The organism is Streptomyces musisoli, assembly GCF_016741855.1.
Classification (GTDB): domain Bacteria; phylum Actinomycetota; class Actinomycetes; order Streptomycetales; family Streptomycetaceae; genus Streptomyces; species Streptomyces musisoli.
This window is the reverse complement of record NZ_JAERRH010000028.1, coordinates 24,496-45,325: the sequence shown is the minus strand read 5'-3', so window position 1 is coordinate 45,325 and position 20,830 is coordinate 24,496. Positions and strand designations below refer to the sequence as shown.

At 73.0% G+C, this 20,830-nt stretch carries 21 protein-coding genes and 2 pseudogenes; 15 read left to right on the top strand and 8 right to left on the bottom strand.

Translation table 11 applies throughout. From position 1 onward, the window contains the following. The first annotated feature begins 25 nt into the window (after positions 1-25). The 8 genes from JK361_RS36910 (at position 26) to JK361_RS36875 (ending at position 8,344) form a co-directional block, all read left to right on the top strand. Positions 26-643 carry a Uma2 family endonuclease gene (locus tag JK361_RS36910; protein ID WP_201826800.1) on the top strand — a complete coding sequence of 206 codons (618 nt, stop codon included), beginning with the start codon at positions 26-28 and terminating at the stop codon, positions 641-643. An 89-nt stretch (positions 644-732) separates the two neighbouring features. Continuing rightward, positions 733-1,587, top strand: coding sequence for an N-acetyl-1-D-myo-inositol-2-amino-2-deoxy-alpha-D-glucopyranoside deacetylase (mshB, locus tag JK361_RS36905; RefSeq protein ID WP_201826798.1), 855 nt, complete (start codon positions 733-735; stop codon positions 1,585-1,587). Beyond that, positions 1,584-2,000, top strand: a complete 417-nt coding sequence (locus tag JK361_RS36900; RefSeq protein ID WP_201826796.1) for a DUF6113 family protein — start codon at positions 1,584-1,586, stop codon at positions 1,998-2,000. Before mshB ends, JK361_RS36900 begins: the two co-directional genes overlap by 4 nt. 193 nt (positions 2,001-2,193) lie before the next feature. Continuing rightward, positions 2,194-4,593, top strand: a complete 2,400-nt coding sequence (locus tag JK361_RS36895) for a peptidoglycan binding domain-containing protein (protein ID WP_201826795.1) — start codon at positions 2,194-2,196, stop codon at positions 4,591-4,593. A gap of 283 nt (positions 4,594-4,876) precedes the next feature. Next, positions 4,877-5,803 (top strand): ABC transporter ATP-binding protein, encoded by a 927-nt coding sequence (locus JK361_RS36890; protein WP_201826793.1) that lies wholly within the window; start codon positions 4,877-4,879, stop codon positions 5,801-5,803. Further along, positions 5,800-6,540 (top strand): ABC transporter permease, encoded by a 741-nt coding sequence (locus tag JK361_RS36885; protein WP_201826791.1) that lies wholly within the window; start codon positions 5,800-5,802, stop codon positions 6,538-6,540. Before JK361_RS36890 ends, JK361_RS36885 begins: the two co-directional genes overlap by 4 nt. Further along, complete coding sequence (locus JK361_RS36880) at positions 6,537-7,733, top strand: sensor histidine kinase (RefSeq protein WP_372448776.1); 1,197 nt, start codon at positions 6,537-6,539, stop codon at positions 7,731-7,733. Before JK361_RS36885 ends, JK361_RS36880 begins: the two co-directional genes overlap by 4 nt. Then, positions 7,730-8,344 (top strand): response regulator transcription factor, encoded by a 615-nt coding sequence (locus JK361_RS36875; RefSeq protein ID WP_201826789.1) that lies wholly within the window; start codon positions 7,730-7,732, stop codon positions 8,342-8,344. The genes JK361_RS36880 and JK361_RS36875 overlap by 4 nt, the downstream gene beginning before the upstream one ends. A 369-nt stretch (positions 8,345-8,713) precedes the next feature. On the opposite strand, the gene JK361_RS36870 is transcribed toward JK361_RS36875, so the two are convergent. The 3 genes and pseudogenes from JK361_RS36870 to JK361_RS42885 form a co-directional block, all read right to left on the bottom strand. Continuing rightward, complete coding sequence (locus tag JK361_RS36870) at positions 8,714-9,580, bottom strand: transglutaminase family protein (protein WP_201826787.1); 867 nt, start codon at positions 9,578-9,580, stop codon at positions 8,714-8,716. A gap of 29 nt (positions 9,581-9,609) precedes the next feature. After that, positions 9,610-10,326, bottom strand: a pseudogene (locus JK361_RS42890) (GNAT family N-acetyltransferase); the annotation flags it as partial. 120 nt (positions 10,327-10,446) lie between these two features. Then, positions 10,447-10,794, bottom strand: a pseudogene (locus tag JK361_RS42885) (putative acetyltransferase); the annotation flags it as partial. A gap of 140 nt (positions 10,795-10,934) precedes the next feature. Here JK361_RS42885 and fdxA point away from each other — a divergent pair. Together fdxA and JK361_RS36855 are read left to right on the top strand one after the other, a co-directional pair. Further along, positions 10,935-11,258 carry a ferredoxin gene (fdxA, locus tag JK361_RS36860; protein WP_201826784.1) on the top strand — a complete coding sequence of 108 codons (324 nt, stop codon included), beginning with the start codon at positions 10,935-10,937 and terminating at the stop codon, positions 11,256-11,258. Positions 11,259-11,413: 155 nt separating this feature from the next. Then, positions 11,414-12,511, top strand: a complete 1,098-nt coding sequence (locus JK361_RS36855; protein ID WP_201826782.1) for a bifunctional succinyldiaminopimelate transaminase/glutamate-prephenate aminotransferase — start codon at positions 11,414-11,416, stop codon at positions 12,509-12,511. Positions 12,512-12,588: 77 nt separating this feature from the next. Here the strand turns inward: JK361_RS36855 and JK361_RS36850 are convergent, their stop codons facing one another. Together JK361_RS36850 and JK361_RS36845 are read right to left on the bottom strand one after the other, a co-directional pair. After that, positions 12,589-13,041, bottom strand: coding sequence for an ATP-binding protein (locus JK361_RS36850; protein ID WP_201826780.1), 453 nt, complete (start codon positions 13,039-13,041; stop codon positions 12,589-12,591). A gap of 286 nt (positions 13,042-13,327) precedes the next feature. Beyond that, positions 13,328-14,320: a VldE C-terminal domain-containing protein gene (locus JK361_RS36845; protein ID WP_201826778.1), complete on the bottom strand. Its 993-nt coding sequence runs from the start codon at positions 14,318-14,320 to the stop codon at positions 13,328-13,330. Between the two features lie 95 nt (positions 14,321-14,415). Between JK361_RS36845 and dapE the strand changes: the two genes are divergently transcribed. Together dapE and JK361_RS36835 are read left to right on the top strand one after the other, a co-directional pair. Further along, on the top strand, positions 14,416-15,495 hold the full coding sequence (dapE, locus tag JK361_RS36840) for a succinyl-diaminopimelate desuccinylase (RefSeq protein WP_201826776.1): 1,080 nt from the start codon (positions 14,416-14,418) through the stop codon (positions 15,493-15,495). A 105-nt stretch (positions 15,496-15,600) separates the two neighbouring features. Next, complete coding sequence (locus JK361_RS36835; protein WP_201826774.1) at positions 15,601-16,359, top strand: LOG family protein; 759 nt, start codon at positions 15,601-15,603, stop codon at positions 16,357-16,359. Between the two features lie 90 nt (positions 16,360-16,449). Here JK361_RS36835 and folP read toward each other — a convergent pair whose 3' ends face one another. Next, positions 16,450-17,310, bottom strand: coding sequence for a dihydropteroate synthase (gene folP, locus JK361_RS36830; RefSeq protein WP_201826772.1), 861 nt, complete (start codon positions 17,308-17,310; stop codon positions 16,450-16,452). Between the two features lie 137 nt (positions 17,311-17,447). On the opposite strand from folP, the gene JK361_RS36825 reads away from it, so the two are divergent. Next, entirely contained in the window at positions 17,448-17,813 is a 366-nt protein-coding gene (locus tag JK361_RS36825; RefSeq protein ID WP_201826770.1) for a DivIVA domain-containing protein, read from the top strand. After that, positions 17,810-18,397, top strand: a complete 588-nt coding sequence (locus tag JK361_RS36820) for a DNA-3-methyladenine glycosylase I (protein WP_201826768.1) — start codon at positions 17,810-17,812, stop codon at positions 18,395-18,397. The genes JK361_RS36825 and JK361_RS36820 overlap by 4 nt, the downstream gene beginning before the upstream one ends. A gap of 71 nt (positions 18,398-18,468) precedes the next feature. Here JK361_RS36820 and chcB read toward each other — a convergent pair whose 3' ends face one another. After that, a complete protein-coding gene (gene chcB, locus JK361_RS36815; RefSeq protein ID WP_201826766.1) occupies positions 18,469-19,272 on the bottom strand; it encodes a 2-cyclohexenylcarbonyl CoA isomerase in 804 nt (267 codons plus the stop codon). Between the two features lie 374 nt (positions 19,273-19,646). Between chcB and JK361_RS36810 the strand changes: the two genes are divergently transcribed. Beyond that, positions 19,647-19,814 (top strand): DUF3117 domain-containing protein, encoded by a 168-nt coding sequence (locus JK361_RS36810; RefSeq protein WP_018544333.1) that lies wholly within the window; start codon positions 19,647-19,649, stop codon positions 19,812-19,814. Positions 19,815-19,990: 176 nt separating this feature from the next. On the opposite strand, the gene JK361_RS36805 is transcribed toward JK361_RS36810, so the two are convergent. Continuing rightward, the gene (locus tag JK361_RS36805; RefSeq protein WP_307787419.1) at positions 19,991-20,689 is read right to left on the bottom strand and encodes an O-methyltransferase; all 699 of its coding nucleotides are present in this window, start codon (positions 20,687-20,689) and stop codon (positions 19,991-19,993) included. Positions 20,690-20,830 lie beyond the last annotated feature (141 nt).

Here is a 20,830-nt window from a genome sequence, read left to right as displayed (position 1 = left end):
GCACAGACGACGAGGAGCGAGCGCCATGACCATCGCACCGGACGACGCGCGCCAGGGTGCCTCCCACATCTACCGAGCCATGCGGGATCTCGTTCAGTCCATGGACGACACCATTCCGGGCAAGTTCGAGATCACGAAAAAGGGGATCGTCCACGACATGACGGCGCCGATCGGTCCGCACGAGCTGACCACACTGCACGTCCGGAAGCGGCTTGAAAAAGTCATGCCGGACGAGATCGTGGCGCACACCGGAGAGCCCGACGTCGAGAACGAACTCGAGGGCATTCTCCGGCGACCCGATGTGATGGTGATCGCTTGGGAGGACATGGACGTACCAGGCTCCTTCGACCCCCGCACGCTGTTCGCCGCCGTCGAGATCGTCTCCCGCTCCAACCCCGACAACGACTGGGTGGGCAAGGTCCGCGACTATCCCCTGACGGGCGTCCCCGTCTACGCGGTCTTCGACCCCCGGACCGGTACCGGCGCCGTCTTCTCGGACATCCACCCCACCCCCGGCGGCCCCCGCTACGCCACCCGCAAGGACTTCGTCTACGGCGAGGACGTCACCATCGCCGACTGGACCATCTCCACCGAGGGCCTGCCGCGCTACGAGGACCAGAGCGCCCGGGAACCCGGGCCCTGATGTCGAAGCGTGCCTTCCGGATGGGGATGGGCCGGTTTCGGCCGACTTGGCCGGGAGGGACGGCGCCCCCCACCTCGTAGGGTGGTCCCATGACGGAACTGCCCGCGCGGCGTCTGCTCCTGGTGCACGCGCACCCGGACGACGAGTCGATCAACAACGGCGCGACCATGGCCAGGTACGCGGCCGAGGGTGCGCACGTGACCCTGGTCACGTGCACCCTGGGCGAGCGGGGCGAGGTCATTCCGCCGGAACTGCGGCACCTGACGGGCCCCGCCCTGGGCGCGCACCGGCGCGGCGAGCTGAGCGCCGCCCTGGCCGCGCTCGGCGTCACGGACGGCCGGCTGCTCGGCGGAGCCGGGCGGTACGGCGACTCGGGCATGACGGGCCTCGCCGACAACGACGACCCCGGCTGCTTCTGGCAGGCCGACGTGGACGAGGCCGCCGGACGGCTCGCCGAGGTGATCCTGGAGGTCCGCCCGCAGGTCGTCGTGACGTACGACGACAACGGCGGCTACGGCCACCCGGACCACGTCCAGGCCCACCGCGTCGCCATGCGCGCGGTCGACCTCGCGGCCGAACGGGGCCACCGGGTCGACAAGGTGTACTGGAACCGCGTCCCGCGAACCGTCGCCGAAGCCGCTTTCGCCCGCCTCCAGGACGAGCTGTCCGCGCTGCCGTTCGAGAAGAGCGCGGCCGTGGACGACGTACCCGGCGTGGTCGACGACGAGCGGATCACCACCACGATCGACGGCACCGCGCACGCCGCCGCCAAGGCCGCCGCCATGCGTGCCCACGCCACCCAGATCGAGGTGGCCGAGCCGTACTTCGCGCTCTCCAACCAACTCGCGCAGCCCCTGTTCACCACCGAGTACTACGAGTTGGTGCGCGGAACGGGACAGCGCGGGGAGACCGACCTGTTCGCCGGCATCGAGGAGGCGTCATGAGCAACGGCGGACCGGGCTCGCTGCTCGCCCAGCCGCTGCGGCCGCCCTCCGCGGGGCGCGCCGCCGCCCACGTCGGCCTGGTCCTGCTCGGCGCGGTCACGGGCCTCGCCGGGGCCCTGGTGCAGGCCGCCTGGTTCCCCGGCGGGCTGCTGCTCGCCCTCGCGGGCTCCGCCGGGCTCTTCCTCGGCGGAGCGTACGCCACCAGGAGCCGGAGCGGGGCGGTCGCGCCGGCGGCGGGCTGGATCGTCGCCGTCATCCTGCTCACCACCACCCGCCCGGAGGGCGACTTCCTGTTCGGCGCGGGCATCGGCTCCTATCTTTTCCTGCTCGGCGGCATGGCTGTCGCTGTGATCTGTGCCACCGTCGGCGCCGGACGGCAACCCGGTGCCGACTCCGCCCGACTTGGCAAGTGACGTACCACTTCGCCGTGCGGCGCGCGTGCGAGTCCCGTGTGGGTTTCCTCAGCGGTCCTGGGATAAGCGTCAGAAGCGGCCAGTATGGTGGTGCGCGCCGCCGAGCCTCCCCCAAGTTCTCGACTGCGCTCGAACAGGGGGTACCCCCACCTGAGGTCGAAACGGGCGGCGGAGCCAACCGGGAGAACCTGCCTTGAGTCGTGAAACTGACACTCCGTCCTCCGGGCCCAACGGGCGCGGAGGAGCCGCATACCCCTCCGGCACGCCGCCGTACGGGACCCCCATGGCTCCCGATGACGGTACGGACGCCGGCCGTTCGGGAACGCGGCCGGAGGAGAAGAAGACCGAGACCACGCTGACGACCCGGATCCGGATCAACATCCCCGGATCCCGGCCCATCCCGCCGGTCGTCATGCGCAAGCCCGTCGGGGACGGCGAGAGCACCGTGGACGAGGCGCCCGCCGCCGAACCGCGGCCCGCGGCCGACCCGGCGCCCGCCGGCCCGGCCGGCACCACCGACGCGCCGGCCGAGCCCGCGGCCCAGGCGGAGGAGAAGGCCAGCGACTGGTTCGCGCCCCGCAAGTCCTCCGCCCCCAAGGGCGGTCCGGGCGCCGGCGGCACGAACGGCGCCGGAATCCCCGGCGGTTCCGCCCCCTCGGCTCCCTCCGCCGCAGCGCCGGGCCCTCGTAAGGGTGGTCCTGGTGCGTCCGGCTCGGCCGGTACCACCGGCGCGCGCCCCGGCGGCGGCCGTCCCGGCGGCGTGGTCGGCTCGATGAGCGTGCCCGGCGGCACCCGCTCCGGCGCCACGAACGGCAAGGGCCTGCCCGGTGCCACCGGCGGCCCGGTCGCCCCGGGACACGGCGGCGGCACCGGCTCCTTCGACGTGACCGAGGCGCTGACCGCGGGCCCGCTGGGCGGCGGTTCCCGCCCCGGCTCCGCCGGCCCCGGCGAGCCCCGCCGGGACGACCTGCCGTACTTCTCGGAGAACCGGCCGGAGAACGGCGACGGCTTCGGCGCCGGTACGCCGGGCGAGAACGGACGCGACGGCTTCGGCGGTGCGGCGGGCGGTGCCCACGGGCACGGCGGTGCCGGCGGCTTCGACGGCCCCGGCGGCGCCAGCGGCTTCGACGGACCCGGTGGCCCCGGCGCCCCCGGCGGCCCGCAGGGCCCGGCCGGTCCCACCAGCGGCCCGGTGACCGGCGACGGCACCCTCGTGCCGCGCGCAGCCGGCCGCGGCACGGGGCCGGGCGAGCCCTTCGACGGCCCGGCGGTGCCCGGCTTCGCCGGCCAGGGCACCCCGCCCGCCCGCAGCGCCCTCGCCGATCTCGCGGACCTCGACGGACCCGCCGGCTTCGGCGGGCCGGGAGCCGGCCCGGCCGGCGGCCCCGCGGGCACCCCGCCCGCCGGCGGACTGAGCGACGACACCGCGATCCTCACCCCGCAGAAGCCGGCCCCGGAGCCGGGCGCGCCCGGTTACCGCTCCCCGGCCGCCGACAACGTCTCCGGACACACCGTCACCAGCGGTATCCCGGTCGTGCCCGGCGCGGGCAAGCCCCCGTTCGGCACGCACGCCGACGGCCCGGCGACGGCCCCGGCGCCCAAGCCCGAGCCGGCCGCCGCACCCAAGGCCACGGCCAAGCCGAAGAAGAAGGGCCGCAGCAAGCTGGTGCTGCTCGGCGTCGGCGTGGTCGTCGTCGCGGGCGGTGCCTACGGCGCCGGACTGCTGATGAACCACACCGACGTGCCCAAGGGCACCACCGTCCTCGGTGTCGACATCGGCGGCGGAACCCGTGACGACGCGGTCAAGAAGCTGGACGACGCGTTCGGCGGCCGGGTGAACAAGCCGCTCAAGCTGGCCGTGGGCGGCAAGACGGTCACCCTCACGCCGGAGAACGCGGGTCTGCAGTTCGACTACCAGGCCACGGTCAGCGAGGCCGCGAAGAGCGACTACAACCCGGTCAACGTGGTCGGCTCCCTGTTCGGGGAGAAGCGCGTGGTCGAGCCGGTCATGCCGGTCGACGAGGAGAAGCTCCAGGCCGCCCTCCAGCAGGCCGGCGGATCGGGCTCCGGCGCGCCCGGCGACGGGACCATCGAGTTCAAGTCCGGCAAGGCGGTGGCCGTCTACGGCAAGGCGGGCAAGGCCATCGACGCCGGCCGGTCCACCCAGGCGGTCGAACAGGCCTACCGCACGCTGGTCGAGACGGGCAGCCCGGCCCCGGTCACCGTACCGACCACCACCAAGCAGCCGACGGTCTCGAACACCGAGGTCGACCGGATGATGAAGGAGTTCGCGCAGCCGGCGATGTCGGGCAGGGTGACCGTGCAGACGGACGCGTCCCACTCCGTCCCGCTCAGCCCGCAGAACTCGCTGTGGAAGTTCCTCAGGGTCACGGCCGTCGACGGCAAGCTGGTCGACAAGCCCGACCTGAACGCCCTCAAGCAGCTGTACGGCCAGGCCTTCGACGGGGTGCTCATCACCCGCGGCAACGGCAAGAAGACGCCCGTCACCCCCGAGGACGTCTACGCCGCCCTGCGCCCGGCGCTGATGAGCAAGACCAACCGGCTCGGGATCATCGCGACGAACCCGAGTTAGCCGTCACCGCACGCACAGGGGCGCCCTCGGCCGGGGGCGCCCCTGTGCCGTTCCGTCGTCGGGTCACCTTCGTACCGTTCCGTCGTCCGGTCGCCTTCCTGCGGTCGCCGTCATCGGGGCGCGCCTTCCTGCGGTCGCCGTCGTGGGGTCGCCCTCGTCGCGGCGCCTTCGTGCGGTCGCCGTCGTCCGATCGTCGTCATCCGATCCGCATGACATCTGTCATCCGGTGGTCAGGACCGCCGACACTGCCCGGCACCCGGCCCTCACCGCGACCATGGTCGCCATGACGACGACAGCGGCACCGGCCACCACCCCGGTGGTCGGGTTCGACCAGGTGACCAAGACGTACGGGGACGTGCGGGCCGTCGACGGCCTCTCGCTCCGGCTGTACCCGGGCGAGACCGTCGCCCTCCTCGGCCCGAACGGGGCCGGCAAGTCCACCACCCTGGACCTGCTCCTCGGGCTCAAGCCCGCCGACGGCGGCACGGTGAGCCTGTTCGGGACCAGCCCGCGCGAGGCGATCGTCGCCGGGCGGGTCGGGGCCATGCTCCAGAGCGGCGGGCTGATGGACGGGGTCACCGTCGCCGAGCTGGTGAAGCTGTCCTGCTCCCTGCACCCGCGGCCGTACCCGGTGTCGGACGTGCTGGCCCGCGCCGGCATCGCCGCGATCGCCGACCGCAAGGTCGACAAGCTCTCCGGCGGCCAGGCCCAGCGGGTCCGGTTCGCCCTCGCCACCGCCGGCGACAGCGACCTGATCATCCTGGACGAGCCGACCACCGGCATGGACGTCTCCGCCCGCCAGGCCTTCTGGGCCACCATGCGGGAGCAGGCCGACCAGGGCCGCACGGTCCTCTTCGCCACCCACTACCTGGAAGAGGCCGACGCCATCGCCGACCGGGTGCTGGTGCTGCACCGCGGCCGGCTCCTCGCCGACGGCACGGCCGCCGAGATCAAGGCCAAGGCCGGTGACCGCCGGGTCTCCTTCGACCTGGAGGGCGCGATCGACGAGACGGCCCTGCGCGGCCTGCCCTTCCTCACCTCGATCGACGTGTCGGGCCAGACCGTCCGCATCCAGTCCTCCGACGCCGACGCGACCGTCCACGGGCTGTACGGCCTCGGCGTCTACCCCCGCAATCTCGAAGTCGCCGGACTCGGCCTGGAGCAGGCCTTCGTCGCCATCACCGCCGCCGAGGAGGCGAAGCAGTCGTGAACAGCCTGATCAAGCTGGAAGTGTCCCGCGCCCTGCGGAACCGAAAGTTCCTGTTCTTCTCCGTGATCTACCCCGCCGGACTGTTCCTGCTGATCGCGGGCGGCTCCGACGGCCACGACAAGATCGACGGCACGGGCCTGACCCTGCCGACGTACATGATGGTCTCGATGGCCTCCTTCGGCGCCCTGACCGCCGTTCTCATGGGCAACAGCGAACGCATCGCCAAGGAGCGCGAGAGCGGCTGGGTACGGCAGCTCCGGCTGACCACCTTGCCCGGGCGCGGGTACGTCCTCGCCAAGACCGCCAGCGCGGCCGTGGTGAGCCTGCCGTCCATCGTGGTCGTCTTCGTGGTCGCCGCGGCCGTGAAGGACGTACGCCTCGACGCCGGGCAGTGGCTCGGCCTGACCGGCGCCATCTGGGCCGGCAGCCTGGTCTTCGCCGCGCTCGGTGTCGCCCTCGGCTACCTCGCCAGCGGGGACGCGGTCCGCCCCATCACCATGATCATCTACTTCGGTCTGTCCATGCTGGGCGGCCTGTGGATGCCGACGACCACCTTCCCGCAGTGGCTCCAGGACATCGCCGAGTGGCTGCCCACCCACGCGTACGCTTCCCTGGGGCGCGCGATCGAGGAGAGCCGGGCACCGCATGCCCAGGACCTCACCGTCCTCGCCGTCTCCTTCGTCCTCTTCGCCGGCGGCGCGGCCTGGCTGTACCGGAAGGACACGCTGAAGGCGTGAGCACGATGACGGATGACCGGCAGGCGGCAACGCCGAAGCACACGCCCGTGGGCTGGCCGCCCCGCAACCGGCGCGAACTGCTGGTCAAGACGCTGTGGATCGGGGTCTGGCTGATCTTCCTCAGCTCGCCGGTCGAGGACCTGGTCGACGGCGGCCACGGCACCGGCGCCACGGTGGCCGGCGCACTCGGCCTCACCGTCTTCGTCGGGGTCTATCTGACGCTGGTCTTCCGCAACATGGGACGGCCGTTCGCCCCGCGCCACGTGTACACCCTGGGCGGGATCCTCGGCGTGCTCGCCCCCGTACTGGCCTCCACCCTCGGCAGCGCCTGGCTCGGCCTCTTCGTCTACCTGTCGGTCGCCTGGGGGGCCACCCTGCCGCTGCGGGCGGCCTACTGGGCCATTCCCGCCTCCGGCGTGGTGATGTACCTGATCGGCCTCGGCTTCCACGAGGAGAAGGAGGCCAGGGGACTGCTCGTGCTCGTCGTGCTCATCGGGTTCGCGATGACCGGCGTCGGCCAACTCGTGCGCACGACCATCGAACTGCGCAAGGCCCGGGCCACCGTCGCCCAGCTCGCCGCCAACGAGGAACGCCTCCGCCTCGCCCGCGATCTGCACGACCTGCTCGGCCACTCCCTCTCCCTGATCACGCTGAAGAGCGAGCTGGCCGGCCGGATGCTGCCCGGCCACCCCGACAAGGCCGCCCAGCAGGTCGCCGACATCGAACAGGTCAGCCGGCAGGCCCTGGTGGACGTCCGGGAGGCCGTCACCGGCTACCGGCGGCCCCGGCTCGCCGCCGAACTCGCCGGCACCCAGGTGGCTCTGACCGCCGCCGGGGTGGTGGCCGAGATGCCCGCCGAACCCGATCTCACCGGCACGCCCGAGGAGTCCGAGTCCGCGCTTGCCTGGGCGCTGCGCGAGGCGGTCACCAACGTGGTCCGGCACAGCGGCGCCGACCGCTGCGTCGTCCGGCTGGTGCACCGCCAGACCCTGGACGGGCCGGTACTCGAACTCAGCGTCGAGGACAACGGCTCCGGCGGCTCCGGCAAGGGCCCCGGCAACGGTCTGACCGGCCTGACCGAGCGGCTGGAGAAGGCCGGCGGCACCCTGGAGGCGGGCCGGGTCAAGCACGGATTCCGGCTGGTCGCCCGCGCGCCCACGGCCCTCGCGGCCGACGTAGGATCCGGTGCATGACGAGCACGATCAAGGTCCTGCTGGCCGAGGACCAGTCGATGGTCCGCGAGGCACTGGCCGCGCTGCTCGGCCTGGAGGACGACATCGAGGTCGTCGCCCAGGTCGCGCGCGGCGACGAGGTGCTCGCCGCCGTCGGCGCGCACGGCGTGGACGTCGCGCTGCTCGACATCGAGATGCCCGGCTGCACCGGCATCGAGGCCGCGGCCCGGGTCCGCCGCGAGTTCCCGCGCGTCAAGCTGGTCGTCCTCACCACCTTCGGCCGGCCCGGCTATCTGCGCAGCGCCATGGAGGCCGGCGCCGACGCCTTCCTCGTCAAGGACGCCCCCGCCGCCCAGCTCGCCGAGGCGATCCGCAAGGTGCTGGCCGGCGAGCGGGTCATCGACCCGACCCTGGCCGCCGCCGCGCTCGCCGAGGGCGCGAACCCGCTCACCGAGCGCGAACGCGAGGTGCTCCGGGCGGCGGCCGACGGCTCCACCAACGCCGAACTGGCCCGCGCCCTCCACCTGTCCCAGGGCACGGTCCGCAACTACCTGTCGACGGCCATCCAGAAACTGGCGGTACGCAACAGGGCGGAGGCGGTACGTACGGCCCGGGACAAGGGCTGGCTGTGAGCATGTGCGCTGTCTGCGGGCGCCTGGCTGCGGTACGGGGCAGTGCGGAGGCGGTTCGGGCGGTCCGGGGCAAGGGCTGGCTGTGAGCATGTGCGCGGTCCGCGGGCGCCTGGCCGCGGTACGGGGCAGTGCGGAGGCGGTTCGGGCGGTCCGGGGCAAGGGCTGGCTGTGAGCGCGTGCGCGGTCCGCGGGCGCCTGGCCGCGGTACGGGGCAGTGCGGAGGCGGTACGGACGGCCCGGGACAAGGGCCGGCTGTGAGCATGCGCGCGGTCCGCGGGCTCTGGGCCGCGGGTGGGCGGACGGGTTCGTCAGGAGGGCGCGTGGGCGCGTCGGCGGGGCCGGCGCACGAGACCCCGGGCCGCCGGCACCTCAGTTGAGCTTGGCCCGCGCGATACGGGCCTCCTGCCGCACCTTCCCGGCCGCGGACTCGTCGACCACCTCGATCAGGTCGGCGTACGCGACAAGTTCGTCGGCGCCTGCCATGAACTCCCCGCGCTGCACCAGCAGTTGCCCGCGCTCGTAGCGCAGCCGCGCCGGATGCGAGGGGATCAGCAGCGCCAGCTCCACCGCCCGCAGCGCGACATCCGACCGCTCCGGCCGCGCCGCCGCCCACGCCCGGATGTTGTTCAGAACGCGCTGCACGACCTCCAGGGGCGGCGCCGGCTCCAGCATCGAGGGCTCCAGCGGCGTACCCGTGGCACCCACCACCAGCAACTCGGCGTCCGGCCCGGTCAGCACCCGCCCGGTGTCGAACGGATCGGCCAGCACCTGCTCCGCCGCCGTCCCGAACCCGACCACGAAGTGCCCCGGCAGCGCGACCCCGTACACCGGGGCCCCCGCCCGGCGCGCGACCTCCAGCCACACCACCGACAGCAGGATCGGCAGTCCGCGCCGCCGCCGCAGGACCTCGTGCAGCAGGGACGACTCCAGCCGCTGGTAGTCGCCCGGCGTGCCGTGGAACCCGTAGCGGTCGCCGAGCAGCCGGCGTACGGCCTCCGCCCACGCCCGCGGCCCGCCCGGCCGGTACGGCAGCTCGCCCGCCAGCCGGTCCAGCTCCGCCTGCGCGGCGTCGATGCCGGTCTCGTCCAGCGAGCCGTCCGTCTCCGCGCCGATCAGCAGGCACAGCGCCGACAGGTCCGGCCGCTCGGACCGGGCCTCCTCGGCGAACCGCCGCCGCAGCTCGGCGGAGCGCTCGGGCGGGGGCGGGTACGGGGGCGGCAGATACGGGTGACGCATGGCAGGCTCATGCCCTTCCACGGCGGGTTCTACGAGCGTTCGGGAGCAACGGATGTCTCCGGCTCCGGCGCCCGGTAGTGGTGGTAGGCGTGGTGCGGGACGAAGCCGAGCGCGCGGTAGAGCGCCCGGGCGCCCTCGTTGTCCGCCTCCACCTGCAGCCAGGCCGCCGAAGCGCCCTCGTCCAGCGCGCGCCGGGCCAGTGCGGCCATCACCTCGGTGGCCAGCCCCTGCCTGCGCCGGGCGGGGTCCACCTCGACCGCGGCGAACCCGGCCCACCGCCCGTCCACGACACACCGTCCGATCGCCGCCGGCGGCTCGCCGGCACCGGCGCCGGGCAGGGCCGCGAACCACACCGACGGTCCCGGCTCCCGCCCGGCCTCGCCCGAGCGGGGGGATTCCGAGCCGAGCACCCGCAGGGCCACCTCGCTCACCCCCTTGCGCCGGTACCGGGCGAGCCACGCCTCGTCCACCGTCCGGGACAGGACCACACCCGCGCCCTCGGCCCGGTCCGCGACCGGCGCCAGCGCACCGGTCCACAGCTCGGCGGTCACCTCACGCACCCAGCCGCGCCGCTCCAGCTCGGCGCAGAGCAGCTCCTGCGTGCCCTCGGCGCCGGTCGCGGTCTGCACGTAGGCGGGCAGGCCACGCTCGCCGTACCAGCGTCGTACGGCATCCAGGGCCGCGTCGAGGGGAAGCCCGGGATCACCGAGCGGCAGCACACTGTTGGCCCGCCGGGTGAAGCCCGCCCGGCGTCCGGTCACCGCCCCTGCCGGACGCCCCGCCCCTGCCGGACGCTCAGCCCCTGCCGGACGCTCCGCCGGTGCCGGGGGCGCGGGGGTGCCCTCGTCGTGCGGCACGTCCTGGACCGCCGCCCGCAGCTCCCACTCGCCGAGCCGCTCGCTCTCCACCGGCCGCCACGCCCGGGCGGCGATGCGCGCCAGCTCCGGGTACGAGGCGGCGGGACCCCGGCGGCGCGCCGGAGCGGACGGCACGACCTTCCCGGCTACCAGAGCCGACTGGGGAATCCTGACACTTTCCCCGTCCCGTCGTGTGATCATGAGCACGCCGCCGTCCCATGATGTGAGAACACCGACCGTGTCAGTGAACTTCTCCGGCCCAGCACCAGGTTCGCCCAAGCGCCTTACGACCACCCGTTTCCCCACGTCAGACGGGGTAATTCGGACTTCAAGGCGTCCTGTCGCCGAGATTTCCACTGGTCAATTCACCCCTCCTGTGCGGATCATGCTCCGGAACGGAGATACTAGGGGCGGGCATCGACGACGCCGCGCTCCCGCGCGCCAGGCGGCGGAGCCTGAGGAGGCCCGCCAGCGCCCTATCGAGGAGGAACGACAGCGTGACCTACGTCATCGCGCAGCCTTGTGTCGACGTGAAGGACAAGGCGTGCATCGAGGAGTGCCCGGTCGACTGCATCTACGAGGGCCAGCGGTCCTTGTACATCCACCCGGACGAATGCGTCGACTGTGGTGCCTGTGAGCCGGTCTGCCCGGTCGAGGCGATCTTCTACGAGGACGACACTCCGGAGGAGTGGAAGGACTACTACAAGGCGAACGTCGAGTTCTTCGACGAGCTGGGCTCGCCCGGCGGCGCCAGCAAGCTGGGCCTGATCGAGCGCGACCACCCCTTCGTCGCCGCGCTGCCGCCGCAGGGCGGCGAGTGACCGTCTGAACGTCAGCGGCCGACCCCCCGGTTCCCGGCTCCGCGCGGCCCGGGGGACCTCGGCGCCGCCTCGGTCCCGTACGGCCCGATCACCCTGATCGGCGCCGCACGGGACCGAGGCGTTTGCCGCCCCGTACGAAAGTGAGCCTGATTTCCGTGTCCGCAGTCTCCGACCGGCTCCCCACCTTCCCCTGGGACAAGCTCGAGCCGTACAAGAAGACGGCCGCCGCGCACCCCGACGGGATCGTCGACCTCTCCGTGGGCACCCCGGTCGACCCGGTCCCCGAGCTGGTCCAGAAGGCCCTGATCGACGCGGCCGACTCCCCGGGCTACCCGACCGTCTGGGGCACCCCCGCCCTGCGCGACGCGATCACCGGCTGGCTGGAGCGCCGTCTGGGCGCCCGCGGGGTCACCCACCGCCACGTCCTGCCGGTCGTCGGCTCCAAGGAACTGGTGGCCTGGCTGCCGACCCAGCTCGGCCTCGGCCCCGGCGACAAGGTCGCCTACCCGCGCCTGGCCTACCCCACCTACGAGGTGGGCGCCCGCCTCGCCCGCGCCGGGTACGAGGTCTACGACGACCCGCGGGAGCTGGACCCCTCGAACCTGAAGCTGCTCTGGCTGAACTCCCCGTCCAACCCGACGGGCAAGGTCCTGTCCCGGCAGGAGCTGACGGAGATCGTCGCCTGGGCCCGCGAACACGGCGTCCTGGTGTTCTCCGACGAGTGCTACCTGGAGCTGGGCTGGGAGGCCGACCCGGTCTCGGTCCTGCACCCGGACGTCAACGGGGGCTCCTACGACGGCATCGTCGCCGTCCACAGCCTCTCCAAGCGCTCGAACCTGGCCGGCTACCGCGCGGCCTTCATCGCCGGCGACCCGGCCGTCCTGGGACCGCTGCTGGAGATCCGCAAGCACGGGGGCATGATGACCTCCGCGCCGACGCAGGCCGCGGTGGTGGCCGCCCTCGGCGACGACGCCCACGTCCGGGAGCAGCGCGAGCGCTACGCGGCCCGCCGCGAGGCCCTGAGGGCGGCGCTCCTCGCCCAGGGTTTCCGCATCGAGCACAGCGAGGCGAGCCTCTACCTCTGGGCCACCCGGGACGAGTCCTGCTGGGCCACGGTCGCCGGCCTGGCCGAGCTGGGCATCCTGGTGGCTCCGGGCGACTTCTACGGCGAGGCGGGCGAGAAGTTCGTCCGCGTGGCCGTCACGGCGACGGACGAGCGGGTGCGGGCGGCGGTGTCCCGCCTGACGGCGTAGCCGCCCACCGCAGGGCGAAAGCCGAAGGGGCCCGGGCGGGAAGGCCCCGGGCCCCTTCGGCGGTCACAGCCGGGCGCTCAGCCGCCCAGCGGCAGCCCCTTGGTCGGCAGGGACGACGTCGGCAGCCCGCCCTTGGTGAGCGAGCCCGTCGGCAGTCCGCCCTTCGTCGCACCGGCGGCGGCGTCCCCGAGGGCGGACCCCGCGGTCCCGGCCGCGGCCCCCGCGGCCTTCTGCGCCACCGGCGCCGCCTTCTTCACGGCACCGCCGCCGGTCTTGCCGGCGGCCGGCACCGCCTGCTCGACCGCCTTGCCGCCCGCGTGGCCCGCGAGCTGGGTGACGTTCTGCGCGGCACCGTCGACGGTGTTTCCGACGTGCGCCCCGTCCAGCGCGGTCACGCCGCCCAGGTTCGGGGTGGCCGCCGGCAGGTTCGTGGCCGCACCGGCGGAGCCGGCCGCACCGACCCCGGCAGCCGCTCCCGCTGCGACGAGCAGCGCGGCACGGGCGATCCGGCGGGTCAGAGGGAGGGACATGATGCTCCATTCGACGGGAGAGAACGGTGTGTGTGTCCGGGCTCGTGTCCGGCTCGGACGCCGTGACTACCGCTCGAAGCCCGCGAAGGTTGCGGACGCCCTAGGTAAAGAATGGGTAACGCATCGCATTATCAGGTGTGGATAAAAACGGGCAAAGAGCTTCTGTCCCGCCCTGTGCAGAATCCTTCCGGCCCGTGATTTCCAAGGGTTTCCGTGCCGGGCGCACCGCCCGCCCGGACGGCCGGGCCGCCCGGCGCCGCACAACCCGCCGGGGTGACCCGCCGTACTACTGTCCGGTCAGGATCCGGACCGCCTCCGCGGACCTCTCCGCTCCCGCGGCCCCCTGCGAGCGGGCCGTCCGCCACTCGTCGCTGCTGCTCCCCGCGGTCCACTCCCGCCCCGCGTACGACACCCGCTGGATGTGCAGGGCCGACGAGTTGGCGACCGCCCACTGCGCCAGCTGCCAGCCCCGCGCGCCCTCGTCGCGCCCGGTCGCGGCCGCCCGCGGGCCCTCGCTCACCGGAACGGTCACCGTCCGCCCGCGCGCGGTCGCCGTCACGCTCGGCGACGGAGACGGCGACGGGACCGGCGTGCCGCCGACCACCGCCCCGGTCTCCTGGAGCGCGTCCCGCCCGAAGTCCCGTACCAGCGCCGCCCGCACCGCCTGCGGACCGGTCGCCGAGGCCGTGCGCTGCGGGCGCCCGTCACAGGTCAGCGTGGCCGCCGCCCGCCCGGTCAGGGCCGCCGACAGCAGCGTGGCGTCCGTCTCGTGCTTGGCGTACGCCTCCGGGTAGCCGCTGCGCTGCACCCGCTGTGCGGCCACCGTCAGCGGCAGGTCGGTGTAGTCGGGCACCTTGGCCAGGTGCGCGTAGAAGATGCCCGCCGCGTACGTCGGGTCCATGATCTGCCGCTCGGTGCCCCAGCCCTGCGAGGGCCGCTGCTGGAACAGGCCCAGCGAGTCCCGGTCACCGTGCTCGATGTTGCGCAGCCCCGACTCCTGGAGCGCGGTCGCTATCGCGATCGTCACGGCCCGCTCGGGCATGCCGCGCCCGGTGCCGACGGCGGCGATCGTCGCCGCGTTGCTCGCCTGCTCGGGCGTGAACTCGTACGACGAGCTGCCGTCGGAGGCCGAGACCACCTTGCAGCCGCGTGCTCCGCCGCCTCCGGTGATGTACTGCACCACGAGGTACGCGACGACGCCGCACAGGACCAACAGGGCCGCGGTGAAACGGAAGAGGCGACCGCGACGCTTGGGACGGGTGGGGGACGGCTCTGGCACGCGTACAAGGTACTGGAGCCCTGCCCGGCCCTCGCGGGGGGTCCGCGTCACGCGCCGGGACCGGCCCCGGCGAGCGGCGCGCTAGGGTCGTGGCCATGGCCGACACCTCGCTTGATCTCACGCTGGACGCCGCCTCGCTCACCGCGCGGCTCGTGGACTTCCCGTCCGAAAGCGGAACCGAGAAGCCGCTCGCGGACGCGATCGAGACCGCCCTGCGGGCCCTGCCGCACCTGACGGTGGACCGCCACGGCAACAACGTGATCGCCCGCACCGACCTGGGCCACGCCGAGCGCGTCATCCTGGCCGGCCACATCGACACCGTCCCGATCGCGGACAACGTCCCCTCGCGGCTCGACGAGGACGGCGTGCTGTGGGGCTGCGGCACCTGCGACATGAAGTCGGGCGTTGCGGTGCAGCTGCGCATCGCGGCCACGGTGCCCGCCCCCAACCGCGACCTGACCTTCGTCTTCTACGACAACGAGGAGGTCGAGGCGGAGCGCAACGGGCTCGGGCACGTCGCCGAGGCCCACCCCGCGTGGCTGGCGGGCGACTTCGCGATCCTGCTCGAACCCTCCGACGGCGAGGTCGAGGGCGGCTGCCAGGGCACGCTGCGGGTGCATCTGAAGACCAAGGGCGAGCGGGCCCACTCGGCACGCTCGTGGATGGGCTCGAACGCCATCCACGCGGCGGCCCCCATCCTGGCCCGTCTGGCCTCCTACGAGGCGCGCCGGCCGGTCATCGACGGCCTGGAGTACCACGAGGGCCTGAACGCGGTGGCCGTCCGCGGGGGAGTGGCCGGCAACGTCATCCCCGACGAGTGCGTGGTGACGGTCAACTTCCGCTACGCCCCCGACCGCACCGAGGAAGAGGCCGTCGCGCACGTCCACGAGGTGTTCGCGGACTGCGGCGTCGAGGAATTCGTGGTCGACGACCACAGCGGCGGCGCGCTGCCCGGACTCTCCCACCCGGCGGCGGCGGCCTTCATCGAGGCGGTGGGCGGCACCCCGCGGCCCAAGTTCGGCTGGACGGACGTGTCCCGTTTCTCCGCGCTCGGCGTCCCCGCAGTGAACTACGGACCCGGCAACCCCCACTTGGCCCACAAGCGCGACGAGCGCGTGGAGACCGCGAAGATCCTCGCGGGCGAGGAGCGCCTGCGGAACTGGCTCACCGCATAGCGGACGCCCGCCGCCGCACGCATGGCGGACATGCGCGGGTCCCCCCTCCGCAACCCGGCTGGATCTAGTCTGAGATCGAACTACCGGCAAGCGGAGGGAGCGCACATGGCTACCGGCAACCCCCAGGGGAAGAAGCAGCCGCCGGACGAGCAGCGGCTCGGACCGGTCCTCCGGCGGCGGGGCCAGGTCACCGCGAGTACGACCGACCAGCGGCTGCTCGACGCGGGCGGCCCCTCGGACTGGGTCCACACCGACCCCTGGCGCGTGCTCCGCATCCAGTCGGAGTTCATCGAAGGCTTCGGCACCCTGGCCGAACTTCCCCCTGCCATCAGCGTGTTCGGATCGGCGCGGACGCCGGTGGACTCCCCGGAGTACGACGCGGGCGTGCGGCTCGGCCGAGGGCTGGTGGAGGCGGGCTGGGCGGTCATCACGGGCGGCGGGCCGGGAGCCATGGAAGCGGCCAACAAGGGGGCGTGCGAAGCGGGCGGCACCTCGGTCGGCCTCGGCATCGAGCTGCCCTTCGAGCAGGGGCTGAACCCCTACGTCGACATCGGCCTGAACTTCCGGTACTTCTTCGTCCGCAAGATGATGTTCGTGAAGTACGCGCAGGGGTTCGTGGTCCTGCCCGGCGGCCTCGGCACCCTCGACGAGTTGTTCGAGGCCCTGACCCTGGTCCAGACCCAGAAGGTCACCCGCTTCCCGATCGTCCTGTTCGGCAGCGAGTACTGGGGCGGGCTGGTGGAGTGGCTGCGCAGCACGGTGGTCGCCCAGGGCAAGGCGGCGGAGAAGGACCTGCTCCTGTTCCACGTGACGGACGACGTCACGGAGGCCGTGGCCCTGGTCTCGAAGGAGGCGGGCCGCTAGCGCGGGGCTCCGGCCGACATCGCTTCCCCGCCCACCCGCCCGGCCCGGCCGGCCGCGCACCCCAGTCCGCCGGGAGCGGGGCGGGGCCGGTCAGGCCAGGCCGCGGCGTGCCACCGCGGGGACCCGGTGGCCGGCGATGGACGCCACCATGTCCAGCACCTGACGGGTCTCGGCCACCTCGTGCACCCGGTACACCTGCGCCCCGAGCCACGCGGAGACGGCCGTCGTCGCCAGCGTGCCGATCAGCCGTTCCTTCACCGGCCGGTCCAGCGTCTCGCCGACGAAGTCCTTGTTGGACAGCGACACCAGCACCGGCCAGCCCGTCGCCACCATCTCGTCCAGCCGCCGCGTCGCCTCCAGGCTGTGCCGCGTGTTCTTCCCGAAGTCGTGCCCGGGATCGATCAGCACGGACTCCCGCGGCACACCGAGCGCGACCGCCCGCTCCGCCAGCCCGAGGGTCACCTCCAGGATGTCGGCCACGACGTCGTCGTACGTCACCCGGTGCGGACGCGTACGCGGCTCCACACCCCCGGCGTGCGTGCACACCAGCCCCGCCCCGTAGCGCGCCGCGACCTCCGCGAGCCCCGGGTCGACCCCGCCCCACGCGTCGTTCAGCAGATCCGCGCCCGCCTCGCACACGGCCTCGCCGACCTCGGCCCGCCAGGTGTCCACGCTGATGATCACATCGGGGAACCGGCGCCGTACCTCCGCGACGAAGCCCACCGTCCGGCGAGCCTCCTCCTGGGCCGTGACCTCCTCGCCGGGTCCGGCCTTGACCCCGCCGATGTCGATGATCGCGGCGCCCTCGGCCACCGCCTGCTCGACGCGCGCCAGGGCCGGCTCGTCGCGGAACGTGGCGCCTTGGTCGTAGAAGGAATCCGGCGTCCGGTTCACGATCGCCATGATCACCGGCTCGTGCGGCCCGAATTCCCGCCTGCCCAGCCTGAGCATCCGCTGTGACCTTTCCTAGTACGTCCCGCTGTACGGCCGCCTGTGACCCTAACTGTCAGACTCGCATGGCACGATCGGAGCCTGACAGATTCTGCTTCCGGCACAGCGTCCGGTACCGAGCGTGGGGACCCCTGGCGATGCTGATGTTCTTCTTCCTGGTCGTCGCGCTGGCCGTCGTGGTCGCCGCGGTGACCCTGGCCGTGGTGGGCGGCGGCGAGAGCGCCCCGCTGCCCGAGGCGGCACCCGAGCGGCTCCAGGACCCGCTGCCCGTGGACCGCCCGGTCGGCCGCACGGACGTGGAGAGCCTGCGCTTCCCCCTCGCGCCGCGCGGCTACCGCATGGCGGACGTCGACGACGCGCTCGGCCGGCTCGCCGCGGAGCTGGGCGAGCGGGACGCCCGTATCGCCGATCTGGAGTCGGCGCTGGCCGGTGCCAGAGCCGCCGCGGCGCACGAGCGGCACGGCCGGCCGGACAAGACCGAGGGTCCGGAGGACCAGCGATGACCTCCGGTGCCGCCGTCGCCGGTCCGGACGGCGCCCTGCGCTGCCCGTGGGCCCTGTCCACCGACGACTACGTGTCGTACCACGACGAGGAGTGGGGCCGTCCGGTCCACGGCGACGACGCCCTCTTCGAACGGATCAGCCTGGAGGCCTTCCAGTCGGGCCTGTCCTGGATCACGATCCTGCGCCGCCGTCCGGGCTTCCGCACGGCCTTCGCCGACTTCCGCATCGAGAAGGTCGCCGCCTTCACCGACACCGACCGCGAGCGCCTCCTGGCCGACCCGGGCATCATCCGCAACCGGGCCAAGATCGACGCCACGCTTTCCAACGCGCGCGTTCTCGCCGACTGGGCCGAGGGCGACCTGGACGAGCTGATCTGGTCCCACGCCCCCGACCCGGCCACCCGCCCGGCCCCGAAGACCCTCGCCGACGTCCCGGCGGTGACGGAGCGGTCCACGGCCCTGTCCAAGGCCCTGAAGAAGCGGGGCCTGAGATTCGTCGGCCCGACGACGGCGTACGCGCTGATGCAGGCCTGCGGCCTGGTCAACGACCACTTGGAGACGTGCGTGGCGAGGAGCGCCCCGTAAGGGACGCGACCGTATCGCCATGCGGGTCCGCCGCAGGGGCGAGAGCCCGCCGCGGCGCACCGGCGGGCGGGCTACCGCCCCAGGTACTTGGGCCTCTCCTTGTTCACGAACGCCTGGACGGCGATGGCGTGATCCTCGGATGCCCCGGCCCGCGTCTGGAGTTCGTCCTCCTTCTCCAGCGTCTCTTCGAGGGAGTGCGTCAGGCCGTAGGCCACGGCCTCCTTGAGCGCCGCGTACGCCACCGTCGGCCCCTCGGCCAGCGCCCGGGCCACCTTCTCCGCCTCGGCGCGCAGCTCCGCGGAGGGGACGACCCGGTTGGCGATGCCCAGCTCCAGCGCGTCCTGGGCGCTGATGCTGCGCGGGAAGAGGAGGAGGTCGGCGGCGCGGCTCGGGCCGATCACCCGGGGCAGCGTCCAGGAGATGCCGGAGTCGCCGGTCAGGGCCACGCCCGCGAACGAGGTGTTGAAGGCGGCGGTGTCGGCCACCAGCCGGTAGTCCGCGGCGAGCGCGAAACCGAACCCGGCCCCGGCCGCGACGCCGTTCACCGCCGCGACCACCGGCTTCGCCGCCCCGGCGAGCGCGCGCACGATCGGGTTGTAGTGCTCCTTGACCGTGTTCATGGTCTGCCGCGTCCCGGTCTCCCGGTCACTGACCAGCAGCCCGATGTGCTCCTTGAGGTCCTGGCCCACGCAGAACGCCCGGTCCCCGGCGGCGGTCAGCAGGATCGCCCGTACGGCCGTGTCGCCGGCCGCCGATTCCGCCGCCTCCCGGAGAGCGACCTTGGTCGCGACGTTCAGCGCGTTCATCGCCTCGGGGCGGTTCAGCGTGATCGTCGCGAGTCCGTCGCTCACCTCGTAGAGCACGGTGTCGGCCATGGCGGATCCCCTCCGGTGTTCGCGGCTGGTGACGTACCGCTCAGTACGTCCATGTCTGAGGACAGCATGGCGGACATCACCGGCCGAGGACCGGACCGGACGTGTGACCTGCGTCAAAGAATTACGGAGCGGAGCCGGTCGGCGGATCTTCGTGCGGTGGCGCAGTATCGCAGGCACATCGCCGAATTGGGTGGTTTTGCTCGCGCGCGTTGCCCAAGCGATGCCTACTGATGTTGGTCATCGGGTCCTGCGATGCGGGATAATGGCTGGGAAGCAATGTGTTCGATGCCGGTGTCGCGTGTCCGTTTCGGATGGCGGGTGCCCTCGTGGGGCCGTCGGCAGACGATGAGCTGGTTTCAGGAAGGGGAACGAGCATGGCGGCCATGAAGCCGCGGACGGGTGATGGCCCGCTCGAGGTGACCAAGGAGGGGCGGGGCATCGTCATGCGCGTTCCGCTCGAAGGCGGCGGTCGACTCGTCGTCGAACTGACCCCTGACGAGGCCGAGGCGCTCGGAGACGCCCTCAAGAAGGTCGTCGTCTGACGTCCCAGTGATCCTGTTCTCGCGCCTGCCCCGGCATCGTACGCGGTGTCGGGGCAGGCGCGTCCCCGGGGGCCGTCGCGCCCCGGATCACCGCTCGGCGGCGCACAGCGGTCCGTCTACCGCTCGGCGGCGCACGACAGTCCGTACAATCGCCCGACGGCGCACAGCAGTCCGTCCTACCGCTTGACGGCGCACAGCAGTCCGTCGCCCACCGGCAGCAGCGACGGGACCAGCTCCTGGCTCTCCCGGACGGTGCGCAGCAGCTCCCGCAGCCGCAGCACCTCGGTCGGCTGCGGACCCGAGTCCACCGTGCGGCCGTTCGCGAAGACGCCCTCGAAGACCACCAGGCCGCCCGGCCGCAGCAGGCGCAACGATTCAGCGAGGTAGTCCGGGTACTCCAGCCGGTCCCCGTCGCAGAAGACGAGGTCGTAGCCGGCGTCCGCCAGACGCGGGAGCACCTCCAGGGCCCGGCCGGGGATGAAACGGGCCCGGTTGCTGGCGAAGCCGCAGACCCGGAAGGCCTGCCGGGCGAACTGCTGGTGCTCCGGCTCCGGATCCACCGTGGTGAGCACCCCGTCCGGCCGCATCCCGTGCAGCAGATGGATCCCGGACACCCCGCAGCCCGTGCCGATCTCCGCGACCGCCTTCGCGTCCACGGAGGCGGCGAGCAGTCGCAGCGCGGCGCCCGTGCTGGGCGACACCGAGCGCAGCCCTGACTCCCGGGCCCGGTCGCGGGCCCAGTGCAGCGCTTCGTCCTCGGCGACAAAGGCGTCGGCGAACGCCCAGCTCGTCTGCCGGTTGCCGGTAATGACCCTCTCCTGTCCCCGTGGTTGCCTGGGCGTGACTGTATCCGTTGGCGCCGGGAACCCGCAGATGGGACCAGGCGTTTATAGGGATGAGACGGTGGCCGTGGATGCGACGGGGGGCGAGAGGTGGAGCAGGGCGCCGAGCAACTGCTGACGCAGCAGTATCAGCGTGTATCAAATTCTCGTAAAACCGCTTATCCGGAGCTAACG